16 protein-coding genes are annotated in these 12,580 nt (G+C 71.5%); 7 read left to right on the top strand and 9 right to left on the bottom strand.

What is annotated here, in order from left to right:
- Window positions 1-41 precede the first annotated feature (41 nt).
- Complete coding sequence (locus tag BN6_RS36580; protein WP_015104906.1) at window positions 42-644, top strand: histidine phosphatase family protein; 603 nt, start codon at window positions 42-44, stop codon at window positions 642-644.
- The gene (locus BN6_RS36585; RefSeq protein ID WP_015104907.1) at window positions 637-1,125 is read left to right on the top strand and encodes a GNAT family N-acetyltransferase; all 489 of its coding nucleotides are present in this window, start codon (window positions 637-639) and stop codon (window positions 1,123-1,125) included. Before BN6_RS36580 ends, BN6_RS36585 begins: the two co-directional genes overlap by 8 nt.
- A 110-nt stretch (window positions 1,126-1,235) precedes the next feature.
- Here the strand turns inward: BN6_RS36585 and BN6_RS36590 are convergent, their stop codons facing one another.
- The 3 genes from BN6_RS36590 to BN6_RS36600 form a co-directional block, all read right to left on the bottom strand.
- Window positions 1,236-2,033 (bottom strand): SAM-dependent methyltransferase, encoded by a 798-nt coding sequence (locus tag BN6_RS36590; protein WP_041315390.1) that lies wholly within the window; start codon window positions 2,031-2,033, stop codon window positions 1,236-1,238.
- 205 nt (window positions 2,034-2,238) lie between these two features.
- A complete protein-coding gene (locus BN6_RS36595; RefSeq protein WP_015104909.1) occupies window positions 2,239-2,982 on the bottom strand; it encodes a S1 family peptidase in 744 nt (247 codons plus the stop codon).
- A gap of 128 nt (window positions 2,983-3,110) precedes the next feature.
- Complete coding sequence (locus BN6_RS36600) at window positions 3,111-3,512, bottom strand: hypothetical protein (protein ID WP_148303154.1); 402 nt, start codon at window positions 3,510-3,512, stop codon at window positions 3,111-3,113.
- 255 nt (window positions 3,513-3,767) lie between these two features.
- Between BN6_RS36600 and BN6_RS36605 the strand changes: the two genes are divergently transcribed.
- Both BN6_RS36605 and BN6_RS36610 read left to right on the top strand, forming a co-directional pair.
- Window positions 3,768-4,712, top strand: a complete 945-nt coding sequence (locus BN6_RS36605; RefSeq protein WP_041315393.1) for a diacylglycerol/lipid kinase family protein — start codon at window positions 3,768-3,770, stop codon at window positions 4,710-4,712.
- A gap of 258 nt (window positions 4,713-4,970) precedes the next feature.
- Window positions 4,971-5,225 (top strand): WhiB family transcriptional regulator, encoded by a 255-nt coding sequence (locus tag BN6_RS36610; protein WP_015104912.1) that lies wholly within the window; start codon window positions 4,971-4,973, stop codon window positions 5,223-5,225.
- 133 nt (window positions 5,226-5,358) lie between these two features.
- Here the strand turns inward: BN6_RS36610 and BN6_RS36615 are convergent, their stop codons facing one another.
- Window positions 5,359-6,837, bottom strand: a complete 1,479-nt coding sequence (locus BN6_RS36615; RefSeq protein ID WP_041319296.1) for a PAS domain-containing sensor histidine kinase — start codon at window positions 6,835-6,837, stop codon at window positions 5,359-5,361.
- Between the two features lie 173 nt (window positions 6,838-7,010).
- On the opposite strand from BN6_RS36615, the gene BN6_RS50340 reads away from it, so the two are divergent.
- The gene (locus BN6_RS50340; protein ID WP_096498094.1) at window positions 7,011-7,085 is read left to right on the top strand and encodes a 50S ribosomal protein bL37; all 75 of its coding nucleotides are present in this window, start codon (window positions 7,011-7,013) and stop codon (window positions 7,083-7,085) included.
- 136 nt (window positions 7,086-7,221) lie between these two features.
- Here the strand turns inward: BN6_RS50340 and rsrA are convergent, their stop codons facing one another.
- On the bottom strand, window positions 7,222-7,503 hold the full coding sequence (rsrA, locus tag BN6_RS36620; RefSeq protein ID WP_015104914.1) for a mycothiol system anti-sigma-R factor: 282 nt from the start codon (window positions 7,501-7,503) through the stop codon (window positions 7,222-7,224).
- Complete coding sequence (locus BN6_RS36625; protein ID WP_085983558.1) at window positions 7,500-8,111, bottom strand: sigma-70 family RNA polymerase sigma factor; 612 nt, start codon at window positions 8,109-8,111, stop codon at window positions 7,500-7,502. The genes rsrA and BN6_RS36625 overlap by 4 nt, the downstream gene beginning before the upstream one ends.
- A 238-nt stretch (window positions 8,112-8,349) precedes the next feature.
- Between BN6_RS36625 and ybaK the strand changes: the two genes are divergently transcribed.
- Window positions 8,350-8,826 (top strand): Cys-tRNA(Pro) deacylase, encoded by a 477-nt coding sequence (ybaK, locus tag BN6_RS36630; RefSeq protein ID WP_015104916.1) that lies wholly within the window; start codon window positions 8,350-8,352, stop codon window positions 8,824-8,826.
- A 108-nt stretch (window positions 8,827-8,934) separates the two neighbouring features.
- Here ybaK and BN6_RS36635 read toward each other — a convergent pair whose 3' ends face one another.
- The 3 genes from BN6_RS36635 to BN6_RS36645 form a co-directional block, all read right to left on the bottom strand.
- Window positions 8,935-9,417, bottom strand: a complete 483-nt coding sequence (locus tag BN6_RS36635; RefSeq protein ID WP_158509480.1) for an RICIN domain-containing protein — start codon at window positions 9,415-9,417, stop codon at window positions 8,935-8,937.
- 427 nt (window positions 9,418-9,844) lie between these two features.
- The gene (locus tag BN6_RS36640; RefSeq protein ID WP_015104918.1) at window positions 9,845-10,456 is read right to left on the bottom strand and encodes an alpha/beta hydrolase family protein; all 612 of its coding nucleotides are present in this window, start codon (window positions 10,454-10,456) and stop codon (window positions 9,845-9,847) included.
- Window positions 10,453-11,214 (bottom strand): SOS response-associated peptidase, encoded by a 762-nt coding sequence (locus BN6_RS36645; protein ID WP_015104919.1) that lies wholly within the window; start codon window positions 11,212-11,214, stop codon window positions 10,453-10,455. Before BN6_RS36645 ends, BN6_RS36640 begins: the two co-directional genes overlap by 4 nt.
- 84 nt (window positions 11,215-11,298) lie before the next feature.
- On the opposite strand from BN6_RS36645, the gene aroA reads away from it, so the two are divergent.
- Window positions 11,299-12,579, top strand: a complete 1,281-nt coding sequence (gene aroA, locus BN6_RS36650; protein ID WP_015104920.1) for a 3-phosphoshikimate 1-carboxyvinyltransferase — start codon at window positions 11,299-11,301, stop codon at window positions 12,577-12,579.
- Window position 12,580 lies beyond the last annotated feature (1 nt).

Here is a 12,580-nt window from a genome sequence, read left to right on the forward strand (position 1 = left end):
CCGCAAAGGCACGTTCACCGTCCCGACACTAGGATCGCCCCGTGTCCTCTCACGTTTACCTGCTCCGCCACGGCCAGACCGAGTGGTCCGAGAGCGGGCGGCATACCGGGCGTTCCGACATTCCCCTGACCGGTGAAGGGGTTCAGCAGGCTCGGCGGGCGGGGGCGGTGCTGGCCCGGTTGCGGGGGACGGACCGGCCGGCTGCCCTGGTGTTGAGCAGTCCTCGGGAACGGGCCTGGCGGACGGCCGAGTCGGCCGGGTTGGAGGCCGAGCGGACCGAGGAGCTCGCCGAGTGGGACTACGGCGACTACGAGGGCCTCACCACGCCTCAGATCCGGGAGACCGTGCCCGGCTGGACCGTCTGGACCCACCCCGTCCCGAACGGCGAGAGCCACGACGAGGTGCGGGTGCGCGCCGAGGCCGTGGTCGCCCGCGCCCGGCAGGCGCTGGCCGGCGGGGACGTGGTGCTGGTGGGGCACGGGCACTTCAGCCGGGTGCTGATCGCCACCTGGCTGGGCCTGCCGCCCGGCGAGGGCGTCCACTTCGGACTCGACCCGGCCGGGCTGACCGTGCTCGGCGACGAGCGGGGCGACCCGCAGGTGCGCCGGCTCAACGTGCCCGCCTGGGAGGTCGACGTTGACTGATCCCCGCATCCGCCGGGTCCGGCCGGGGGACGTGCCGGCGATCGTGGGGCTGGTCGAGGAGCTCGCCGAGTACGAGCGGGCCCGCGACGAGTGCCTGCTGACCGCCGACCAGCTGCACGAGGCGCTGTTCCGGGACGCGCCGGCGCTGTTCGGCCACGTGGCCGAAGTGGACGGCCAGGTGGTCGGGATGGCGTTGTGGTTCCTGAACTTCTCCACCTGGCGCGGCGTGCACGGCCTCTACCTGGAGGACCTCTACGTCCGACCGGACCAGCGCGGCGGCGGCTTGGGCAAGGCGCTGCTGCGGGCCCTGGCGCAGGAGTGCGTGGCCCGGGGCTACGCGCGGTTCGAGTGGTCGGTGCTGGACTGGAACGAGCCCGCGATCGGCTTCTACCGGTCGCTGGGCGCGGTCCCGATGGACGAGTGGACGGTGTTCCGGCTCTCCGGCGAGGCCCTGGCCGCGCTCGGCGGGGTCGACGGCTGATCCCGGACGGCGCGCGGATCGGCGAAGCTCCCCCCGTTCGTGCGCCGTCCGGGGACGTCCTCACCGAGCGTGTCCGCCGGGCTCCCCCCGGACCGGGGGACGTCCGGCGGTCAGCGCTTGACGCCCACCGCGCCGTAGCTGACGGTCTCCGCGCCGGTCGCCGCCTCGCCCTCGCCGTGCCACTTGGCGGCCAGCACCAGGCCCGGCTCCAGCAGGTCGAAGCCCGCGAGCAGCGGCTCGACCTCGGCCCGGGACCGGGCCACGATCGGGGTCAGCGTCTCGGCCGCCACGCCGACCAGCTTGTCCACCATGTCCGGCTGCACGTCGGCGGTCAGGTGGCTGACGACCAGGTGGCTGCCGGGCGCCATCGCGGCCCGGTAGCGGGCCACCACCTCGGCGGGCCGGTCGTCGTCGGTCAGGTACGGCAGGATCCCCACCATCAGCACGGCCACCGGCCGGCCCAGGTCGAGCAGGTCGCGCACCTCGGGCGAGCCCAGGACCGCGTCCGGGTCGCGCAGGTCGGCTTCCGCCACGGCCACGCTGGGGCTCTCGCGCAGCATCGTCCGCCCGTGGGCGACGGTCGCGGGCTCGTTGTCCACGTACACCACGCGGCACGCCGGGTCGGCCTGCTGGGCGACCTCGTGCACGTTGCCGGCGGTCGGGATGCCGGAGCCGAGGTCGAGGAACTGGCGGACGCCGTCGGCCACGCACCGCCGGACGGCCCGGCGCAGGAACGCGCGGGTGTGCTGGGCGATGGCGGCGGCGGGCACGATCTTGAGGGACTGCTCGGCGAACTCGCGGTCGACCGCGAAGTTGTGCGCGCCGCCGAGGTAGTAGTCGTACAGCCGGGCCACGTTGGGGCGCTCGGCGTCACCGCTCGACGACACCCACCTCGGGGGGTTCTGCACTGCGCACCTCACCCTGCCTGGCTCCCGGAGCGGCGCGAACGCCTGCCAGACGGTATCCGGCTACTCCGTTCGTGTCCATCCGCCAAACGTGAACACGCAGGGTGATTGTGACTGGTGGAGCGGCGAAATCCAAACCCGGTGGTGCCCGGCCGAGGGGGCGGTGCAGGGGACGGTCAGCCCCCTCGGCCGGGAAACCCGGTACCGGTCAGACGCCGGCGTAGGAGCGGATCCAGTCGCGGTAGCGCGTGACGGCGGTGTAGTTCGACGTGGTCGAGCGGTCGCTCGTGGAGGCCACGCCGACCTGGTAGTACCGGCCGTCGACCGGGCTGGTGGCGAACATCGGGCCGCCCGAGTCACCGCCGGCCGCGATGCCGTTGATCCGGGTCACCGAGATGGCGATGCCGCCCCGGTAGTCACGCCCGTTGACGTTGGTCACCCGGGTGTTGGCGACCTTGAGGTAGCGGGACTGGCAGTTGATCTCGGGCTGGTTGGTGCAGGTCGCGCCCCAGCCGAAGAGCTGCACGGTCTGCCCGTTGGCGACCGCGCTGGTGGTGCCCAGCGGCGCGTAGGTCGCGGTCACCGAGCGGTCGATCTGCGCCAGGGCGAGGTCGGCCGACGGGTGCTGGATGATCCTGGTCGCGGTCACCAGGGTGCCGCCGGTGGTCTGGTCGAGGCTGCCGACGCGGAAGGTGTAGGTGCCGGAGCCGGCGACGCAGTGCTGCGCGGTCAGGATCCAGCGCGCGGCGATGATGGTGGCCGAGCAGTTCTGCTGGCCGTTGCGGAAGAGTCGGGCCGCCCACGGGGCGTTGGAGGCGTTGCCGCCCCCGATGATGTACGGCTGGACGTCCTGGGCCTGCGCGGCTGCGGGGGCCAGGGTGGTCAGCGCCAGGGCGGACAACAACGCGGTGGCGGCTCCGGCCACCGCGGTCAGGGCGCGGTTCAATCGCATGTACTCGTCACCTCAACGAACGCAGGGAGTGGTGAAAAACACCACTCGCAGCGTTGCTCATGGAAGTAACGGGTAACACCCGCCGTTAGTCGGCGATCAGCCAGCCGATGGTCTGCGTCCGAATGGCGCTACTCGTCAGTTTCGTCCACGCCCAAGGCCCACCGCCGCACCGGGTTGGTGAACAGCAGGACGATCACGACGACCGCGTACACGCCGACCAGCGCACCGTAGAGCTGCTGCCCGGATGGGCCGTACGCGTACCAGGCGACACCCAGCAGGACGAGCTGCACGACGATCGACGGCGTGCGCGCCCAGTGCTTCCCGAGCACCAGGGCGATCCCGGCGGCCAGCACACCGCCGTACAGCACCGCGAAGTACGCGGCTTCCCCGAGCACGTTCACCAACCGCTGGTCGGCGTCGACCGCGTGGAGCACCAGCAGGACCGCGAAACCGAGGCCGACCAGCCCTTCGAGGGCGGTCAGGACGCCGGCGGCGCGGAGCTCGCGCGGGAGCTGCTTCGACTGCGTCACGCTGGGCCTTTCCTCACGGTGCGTACTCGTCACGCATCGTAGGCCACCCGGTTGGCGAGTCCCGTTCCGCCGCCGCAGGGGAGAAGATCACAGGGTTCCTTGGCAAGCCGGCGGTCGGGCCGGGGTGCACTTGTCGCGGGAACCACCGCAGCGGCACGCGGGAAAGGAGATGTGGACCACTTTAGTGGGTGCTGAACCCTCCTACCGGGTGACGTGCGATCTGTCCCGGGTCACGGGCTGTCCTACTCTCTAGTAGTGCGAGCACTTCTGGTGGTCAACCCGCAGGCGACGGCGACGACGGCGGCCGGCCGGGACGTGCTGGCGCACGCGCTGGCCAGCGACGTGAAGCTCGACATCGTCGAGACGGACTACCGCGGGCACGCGTCGGACGCCGCCGCGCAGGCCGTGCTGGACTCGTACGACCTCGTCGTCGCGCACGGCGGCGACGGCACGGTCAACGAGGTCGTCAACGGCATGCTGCGCGCGGGGGTCCGGCCGGGAGTGCCGATGCTGGGCGTGGTGCCCGGCGGTTCGGCCAACGTCTTCGCCGGCGCGCTGGGGCTGCCGCGCGACCCGGTCGAGGCCACTTACCGCCTGCTACAGGCGATCGAGCACGGCACGAGCCGCAAGGTGGGGCTCGGCCACGTCTCGTCGGCGGGCGCGGGCCACTCGCACGACCGCTGGTTCACCTTCAACGCGGGCGTGGGCTGGGACGCCGACGTGGTCGCCGGTGTCGAGGCGCAGCGCGCGAAAGGCCGCGACGCCTCACCCGCCCTCTACGTGCGTACCGCGTTCGCCAGCTACGTCGACCAGCGCCGGCACCCGTCGAAGCTGACCGTGCGCATCCCGGACGAGGAGCCGTTCGAGGACGTGCGGCTGGCCTTCGTCTCCAACACCGATCCGTGGACCTACTTGAAGGACAAGGCGATCCGGCTCAACCCGAGCACGTCGTTCGACGGCGACCTGGGCCTGTTCGCCCTGCGCGCCATGGGTCTGCCGACGATCACCCGGTACGTGACGCATCTTTTGGCGACGGACGGGAACCCCAAGGGCGGGAACCTGCTGCGCCGCGACGACGTCGAGTTCATCCGGGTGACCAGCCCGGAGCCGGTCAACCTCCAGGTGGACGGTGACCTGCTCGGTTCGTGCACCGAGGTGGAGTTCACCTCGGTGCGGCAGGCGCTCACCGTCGCGGTGTGACCGCGGCCGTCCACGACCGGGTGGCACGTGACCGTGGTGTGACCCGCGCGCTACCCATCCGCGATGTCCTGGCCTGCCAAGACACCGCTGAGTGAAAGCCAGGACGAACCCAGTCGATCTTTCGGGTGAGTTCACTCACCGGGTTAGTGCTAACCCCTTGACTTCCTGGCCGTTCGTGAAAGCATTCACAAGCACCCCAAAACCGACCGCTGACGACCGGCGTGCCTTTGCGCGCGCCTAAGCTGAGGAGTAGTTCCAATGGACTGGCGCCACCGCGCGATCTGCCGCGACGAGGACCCCGAGCTGTTCTTCCCCGTTGGGAACAGCGGTCCCGCGCTGCTTCAGATCGCCGAGGCGAAGACCGTCTGCCGCCGTTGCCCCGTCGTCTCCGACTGCCTCGCGTGGGCGTTGGAGAGCGGCCAGGACGCCGGTGTGTGGGGCGGGATGAGCGAAGACGAGCGCCGCGCCCTCAAGCGTCGCAACGCCCGCACCCGGGCTCGCAGCAACGCCTGAGCGTCGCCGCGCAACACGCACACGAAAGGCCCGACACCGTGCCAGGTGTCGGGCCTTTCGTCTTGTTGCACACCCTCCCGCATGACCACGTGACTTCGCTGAGGTAGGTCGTCACGTGTGCACGGGGCTTAGTTTAACGCCGGGCTCTGAGGGGCACGCGCAGGACCGCCTCTGTACCGCCTCGGGGCCTGCGCCGCAAGCTCAGGCTGCCCCGCAGTTCGGACTCCACCAGCGTCCGGACGATCTGCAGCCCGAGCCGGTCGGTGCGCTCCAGGGAGAACCCGGGCGGCAGGCCGCGGCCGTCGTCGGAGATCACCACGTCGAGCCACTTCGCCGACCGCTCGGCCTGCACCACGACCTCCCCGTGCTGGCCAGGGGCGTACGCGTGCTCGAACGCGTTCTGCACCAGCTCGGTCAGCACCATCACCAACGGCGTCGCCAGCTCCGCGGGCACGATGCCGAACGGGCCCTCCCGGCGCACCACGACCTTCGAGTCGGTGGCCGCCACGTCCGACATCATCGGGATGACCTTGTCGACCACGTCGTCCAGGTCGACCCGCTCGTCCACCGACATCGACAGCGTCTCGTGCACCAGCGCGATGGACGTCACCCGGCGCACCGATTCGGCCAGCGCCTCGCGCGCCTCCTCCGAACTCGTCCGCCGGCTCTGCAACCGCAGCAGCGCGGCGACGGTCTGGAGGTTGTTCTTGACCCGGTGGTGGATCTCGCGGATCGTCGCGTCCTTCGACATCAGCGCGCGGTCCCGGCGGCGCACCTCGGTGACGTCGCGGCACAGCACCAGGGCGCCGGCGGCACTGCCGCGCGGCCGCAGCGGCAGCGCCCGGAACAGCACGGCGGCCCCGCGCCGCGACTCCGCCTCGATCCGCATGCTCGGCTGCCCGTCCAGCGCGGACCGGATCCGCTGGGCGACCTCGGTGGCGTCGAACGGGTCGCCGATCAGCGAGCGGGTCAGCGGGGCCAGGTGCACGCCGACGAGGTCGGACGCGTGCCCCATCCGGTGGTAGGCGCTCAGCGCGTTGGGGCTGGCGAACACCACCGCGCCGGAGGAGTCCAGCCTGATCAGGCCGTCCCCGACGCGGGGGCTGGTGTGCACGTCCGGCGACGGCTCGGTGGTCGGGAACGTGCCGTCGGAGATCATCTGGCACAGGTCCGCCGCGCCGCCCAGGTAGGAGATCTCCAGCGGGCTCGGCACCCTCGGCACGGCCAGGTTCGTGTTGCGGCTGAGCACCGCGATCACGGTGTCGTGCCGGCGGACCGGGATGGCCTCCCGCCGCACCGGCACGCCCAGGTGCCAGCGCGGGTCCTCCTCGCGGCAGATCCGCGACTCGGCCATCGCCCGGCGCAGCTGCGGGTGCTCGTCCACCCGCACGGTGCTGCCGACCACGTCCTCGGGGTGCGCGGTGGGTGCCGTCGTCGGACGGGCCTGCGCCACGCAGAGGAAGGTGGTGTCGTCCAGCGGCACCCACATCAGGAAGTCGGCGAAGCTCAGGTCGGAGAGCAGCTGCCACTCCGCGACCACGAGCTGGAGGTGGTCGACGGCCGCGCCGGAGAGCTTGGTGTGCTCGGCCAGCAGGTCGGTGAGCGTGGACAGGGCTACCCCACCACCGCGGCGAGGAAGCCCTCGTGCCCGACCCGCGCCCGGATCTCCTCGACCATGCCGCTCCTCTGCTCGCCGTCCATCCAACCACGGTCCGGACCCCGCGCCGCCCGCAGGCGCGCGCGTGACACACTGGGGTGAAGCAATCTGAGCACTAGGAGAACCCCATGTCGAAGCGTGCCCGCAAGCGCCGCGACCGCAAGAAGGGTGGCGCGAACCACGGGAAGCGCCCCAACGCCTGAGTCGACGCAGGTGCGGTCGAGGGCCGTGGTGGAGCGACCAGCTCCGCCGCGGCCCTTTTCCCATTCCGGAGACTTTCCGGTTCCGGAAGCGAAAAACCCCGGAACGCCGCGTCCCGGGGTTTTCGACGAGCGGAGTTCACTCGGCGGTGGTGCGCACCTCGACCTCGACGGTGACCTGCCGGATCCGGGCCCGGAGGCGCTGCTTCAACTCCTCCGGGGCGAGTTCGCCGCCGCACTTCTTCGCCAGCAGCGCCTTGAGGTGCTCCTCGATGCCGTATTCCTCCAGGCACGGGTGGCACTCCTGCAAATGCGTCTGGAGCAGTTCTTTGCGCCGTTCGTCGCATTCGTGGTCGAGGAACAGCCACACCTCGGACAGCACTTCCGAGCAGTCGGTCTCGTGGTGCTCGCCGCAGCTCATCGGCCCGCCACCTCCGACCGGCCCTGCTCCTGGCCGCGCAGGAAGCCGCGCTCGCGCGCGACGTCGGCCAACTGCTCGCGCAACTGCCTGCGGCCCCGGTGCAACCGGGACATCACGGTGCCGATGGGGGTGCCCATGATGTCTGCGATCTCCTTGTAGGCGAAGCCCTCCACGTCGGCGAGGTAGACCGCGATGCGGAACTCCTCGGGCAGCCGCTGGAGGGCTTGTTTCACGTCCGAGTCGGGCAGCCGGTCCATGGCGTCCATCTCGGCCGAGCGCAGCCCCGTCGACGTGTGGCTCTCCGCCTGGGCCAACTGCCAGTCGGTGATCTCCTCGGTCGGCTGCTGCAACGGCTGGCGCTGCTTCTTCCGGTACCCGTTGATGTAGGTGTTGGTGAGGATGCGGTAGAGCCAGGCCTTGAGGTTGGTGCCGGCGGAGAACGACGCGAAGGCGGCGTACGCCTTCAGGTACGTCTCCTGGACCAGGTCCTCCGCGTCGGCCGGGTTGCGGGTCATCCGCAGGGCAGCCGAGTACAACTGGTCGAGCATCGGCATCGCGTCGCGCTCGAAGCGGGCGGCGCGCTCGGCCGTTGTCTCGTCAGTCGGCATGTCCTGCGTTCGCGTGGCTGGCACCGCGCTCCCTTCCCACCGGCCGGTGGGCGCGGTGGCTGAAGCCATCTGGGTCGCGTTCGAGGATACGCGCCGGTCGCCGGGCCGGCAGTGCGCCGAACCACGCGGCGGACGGGCCGCACCGGGCCTGCTGACCTGCTGTTCCATCACCTCGGTTGCCACGTCACCCGACAACGCGTGCGACAACCCGGACATTCCCCGGCTAGGGTCCGCGATCATGGCTGGACGTGGAACGCCTGCCACGGCGTTGCTGGACAAGCAGAAGGTGGCGCACGCGCTGCACGCGTACGAGCACGACCCGCGGCACGAGTCGTACGGGCTCGAAGCGGCCGAAGCACTGGGCATTTCACCCGAACGGGTGTTCAAGACCCTGGTGGCCGAGGTGGACGGCAAGCTGGCCGTCGGCGTGGTCCCGGTCACCGGCCAGCTCGACCTGAAAGCGCTGGCAGCGGCCGTGGGCGGGAAGAAGGCGAAGATGGCCGAGGTGGCGGCGGCCGAGCGCGCGACGGGGTACGTCGCGGGCGGGATCTCGCCGCTGGGCCAGAAGAAGCACCTGCCGCTGGTGCTCGACGCCTCGGCCGAGGGCTTCGACACCATCTACTGCTCGGCGGGCCGCCGCGGCCTGGAGGTCGAGATCGCCCCGGCCGACCTGGTCGCGCTCACCCGGGCCGTTGTGGCCGAGATCTCGGCGTAGTCGACGGGCGCCCGGCCGCCCGAGGGGCGCACCGGGCACCACGGTCACAGCGCGGTCGACGGACCCGCCACCGCCCGCCGGCGCCGGGAACGACCTACCGGGCACCGGTTAGGCGGGATACCATTTCTGGTTCGAGCCGCCCCAGCAATCCCACATACCGACGCGCGCGCCATTGGCCGGGTCGAAGCTCAGCACCTCCAGGCACTTGTGGTGCATCTTGGAGCGGATCTCGCCGTTGTTGGCGACGTACCACTTCTGGTTCGCGCCGCCCCAGCAATCCCACAAACCGACGCGCGCACCATTGGCCGGGTCCAAGCCCAGTACCTCCAGGCACTTGTTGTGGAATCTTGAACGGATCTCACCGTCGTTGCCCCAGTACCACTTCTGGTTCGCACCACCCCAGCAGTCCCACATACCGGCGTGCGCGCCGTTGGCCGGGTCGAAGCTCAGCACCTCCAGGCACTTGTGGTGCATTTGCGACCGCCAGTCCTCGACCGGCAGGGGGGCTGGCCGCGCGGCTGCGGACACCTGCGGCGTCGCCACGCCGACACCGCCTGACGTGGTCAGAGCCGCCGTCACCAGGACCAGCACCGCGAAGATCGACCTCAATCGTCCCCACATCTTTCCCGTTCCCTCCAGGAGTGGATTGCGCAATTGATTCCACGCGCCCCAGGGCGACGGGTCCGTAAAATCCGACACGCCCCCTTCCCGTATTTTCCGGTGACTCCGGGACGGCCATTCGCCGGCCGTACCCCGTCATCCCCGCCACCCCTGCGGATACGTCGACCCTAGACAGATGTATTGTGCGCCGGATACAGCCGATCGGGTTCGCGTTAATCGCCACCCGGATGCCGCAGCCCCCGCACGGCCGCCGCACAATTCCGCAACCGCCGCGAATCAGGCAAAGTCCGACTACCTGAAGTTCCCGGACACCCGGAATACCGATTCGCGCTCAACACAGTGCACCGCGCCGGTCCTGGAATGCGGTGACCACAATCGATCCCGGATCAGTCCGAAATCAGTCCAGCGGGCGCAGGATGCGGTCCAGCCACTCCCCGACCGCCCGCTGCAACCCCTCCAGGTCGGCCTTGAGGTTGTGGTCGCCGGGCAGCAGCACGACCTCGCGGTGGTGCGCCGCCGCCGGCTGCCCGAACGGGTCGTTCTCGCCCTGCACCACGAGCGTGGCCACGTCCACCGCGTCCAGCTCCGGCAGCCGGGTCTTGTCCGGCTTCCCGGGCGGGTGGACCGGGAACGCCAGGCACAGGACCGCCACCGCCTGGCCCTCCGCCGCCGTCCGGCAGGCCACCCGCGCCCCGGACGACCGGCCGCCGAACAGCAGCGGCATCTCGTCGAACCACCGCGCGCCCAGGTCCTCGGCCACCGCCAGCCACGCGGTGTCCAGCTGCCCGGCCGGGGCCGGGGCGCGCCGCCCGGCCACCCGGTAGGGCTGCTCCACCAGCGCCACGTGCACGCCCGCCTCCACCGCCGCGTGGGTCGCCGCCACCAGGTCCGGCGCGGAGATCCCGCCGCCGGCCCCGTGCCCGAGCAGCAGCGCGGCGCGGCCCTCGGGGGCGCAGTGCAGCTCGGCGCGGGCGGGGCCGTGCGGCGTGTCGACGGTGGTGCTGGTCATGACAGCTCGAACAGGGTGGGCTCGGGCTTCTCGTCCTCGGTCAGGCTCACCGCGTCCATCAGCGACGGGTCGTTGTTCTTGATGCTGTTGACCTTGGTGGACACCGGGCGCAGTTCGAGGCTGTTGACCAGGTCGAGGTCCGGCACCAGCAGCCCGCTCGGGTCGGTGCTGTCCGGGTCCAGCCACGCCGCCCAGCGGTCGCGCGGCAGCACCAGCGGCATCCGGTGGTGCACCTGGGTCATCTCGCCGATGGCGTCCGCGGTCAGCACCGCGCAGGTGATGATCGGCTTGCGCTCGTCGCCGTCCTGCTGCCACCAGACCGACCAGATCCCGGCCAGCGCGAGGCTGGAGTCGTCGCCGGGGTTGATGAAGTAGGGCTGCTTGCGCGCCTCGCCGGGCTGCCACTCGTACCAGCCGGCGGCCGGGATGATGCACCGCCGCTTGGCCGCCGAGGTCTTGTAGGCGGGCTTGTCCAGCACGCTCTCCGACCGGGCGTTGATCATCTTGGCCGCGCCGGAGAGGTCCTTGGCCCAGTGCGGGACCAGGCCCCAGCGCATCACCCGCACGCTGCGCTCGACCACGTCCGGGTCGGCGTTGCCTTCCTCGTCCCTGGGGTGGCGCTCCACGACCGCGAGCACCGACTTGGTCGGTGCCACGTTGAAGTCCGGGCCGGGCGCGTCGCCCTCGGTGCCGTCCACCGCGTCGAACTCCGCCGCCAGCAGCGCCGGGTTCTTGGTGGAGGCGTACCTGCCGCACAAAACCGATCACCTCCGATTGGCCATCGTCGCACGTCGGAACCACCGGTGCGAGCCGCCGACCACCCCATGCGGAATCATCAGGACATGACTTCGCAGTGGTCCGCTCCCACCGCCCACGGCCCCGTGCACGCGACGGTACCCGTGCCGGGCTCCAAGTCGATCACCAACCGCGCCCTGGTCCTGTCCGCGCTGGCCGACGGGCCGTCCGCGCTGCACGCCCCGCTGCGCAGCCGGGACACCGCGCTGATGGCCGCCGCGCTGGTCGCGCTGGGCGCCGGGATCGAGGACGGGCCGGACGGGTCGTGGCTGGTCACGCCGCGCGCGCTGCGCGGTCCGGCGGCGGTGGACTGCGGGCTGGCGGGCACCGTGATGCGGTTCCTGCCGCCGGCCGCGGCGCTCGCGGTGGGCGAGATCGTGTTCGACGGCGACGAGCACGCGCGGGTCCGCCCGATGGGCACGATCCTGAACGCGCTGCGCGCGCTGGGCGCGGACGTCGACGGCGAGGCGCTGCCGTTCACCCTGCACGGCAAGGGCGGGCTGCCCGGCGGCGAGGTCACCATCGACGCGTCGGCGTCGTCCCAGTTCGTCTCCGGCCTGCTGCTCTCGGCGGCCCGGTACGAGAGCGGCGTGACCGTGCTGCACGACGGCAAGCCCGTGCCGTCCCTGCCGCACATCGAGATGACGGTGTCCATGCTGCGCGAGGCGGGCGTGGTCGTGGACGACGCGGAGCCGAACGCGTGGCGCGTCGAGCCGGGCCCGGTCGCGGCCCGGGAGTGGCACGTCGAGCCGGACCTGTCGAACGCGACGCCGTTCCTGGCCGCCGCCGCGGTGACCGGCGGCGAGGTGACCATCCCCGGCTGGCCGGCGACCACCACCCAGCCCGGCGGCGCGGTCCGCGGGATCTTCGGCCGGTTCGGCTGCGAGGTCACCCTCGACGAGCGGGGGCTGACCGTGCGCGGTCCGGGCCGGCTGACCGGTGTCGACCTCGACCTGCGCGACGAGAGCGAGCTGACCCCGACCGTCGTCGCGCTCGCCGCGCTGGCCGAGGGCCGCACCCGGATCCGCGGCGTCGCGCACATCCGGGGCCACGAGACCGACCGCATCGCCGCCCTGGCCGCCGAGGTCAACCGGCTCGGCGGCGCCGCCGAGGAGACCGAGGACGGCCTGGTCATCACCCCGCGCCCGCTGCACGGCGGCACGTGGCGGGCCTACGCCGACCACCGGATGGCCACCGCCGGTGCGATCGTCGGGCTGGTGGTGCCCGGCGTCGGGGTGGACGACATCGCGTCCACCACCAAGACGATCCCCGACTTCCCCGGCATGTGGGCGACGATGCTCGGGACCACCGCGCACGGGACCCGCTGAC

The organism is Saccharothrix espanaensis DSM 44229 (assembly GCF_000328705.1).
Lineage (GTDB): Bacteria > Actinomycetota > Actinomycetes > Mycobacteriales > Pseudonocardiaceae > Actinosynnema > Actinosynnema espanaense.

Excerpts from the sequence above, each read along its gene's own strand:
- BN6_RS36595 (WP_015104909.1), bottom strand. The coding sequence starts at position 2,982 with ATGCGATTGAACCGCGCCCTGACCGCGGTGGCCGGAGCCGCCACCGCG.
- BN6_RS36610 (WP_015104912.1), top strand. The coding sequence starts at position 4,971 with ATGGACTGGCGCCACCGCGCGATCTGCCGCGACGAGGACCCCGAGCTG.
- rsrA (WP_015104914.1), bottom strand. The coding sequence starts at position 7,503 with ATGAGCTGCGGCGAGCACCACGAGACCGACTGCTCGGAAGTGCTGTCC.
- BN6_RS36625 (WP_085983558.1), bottom strand. The coding sequence starts at position 8,111 with ATGCCGACTGACGAGACAACGGCCGAGCGCGCCGCCCGCTTCGAGCGC.
- ybaK (WP_015104916.1), top strand. The coding sequence starts at position 8,350 with ATGGCTGGACGTGGAACGCCTGCCACGGCGTTGCTGGACAAGCAGAAG.
- BN6_RS36640 (WP_015104918.1), bottom strand. The coding sequence starts at position 10,456 with ATGACCAGCACCACCGTCGACACGCCGCACGGCCCCGCCCGCGCCGAG.
- aroA (WP_015104920.1), top strand. The coding sequence starts at position 11,299 with ATGACTTCGCAGTGGTCCGCTCCCACCGCCCACGGCCCCGTGCACGCG.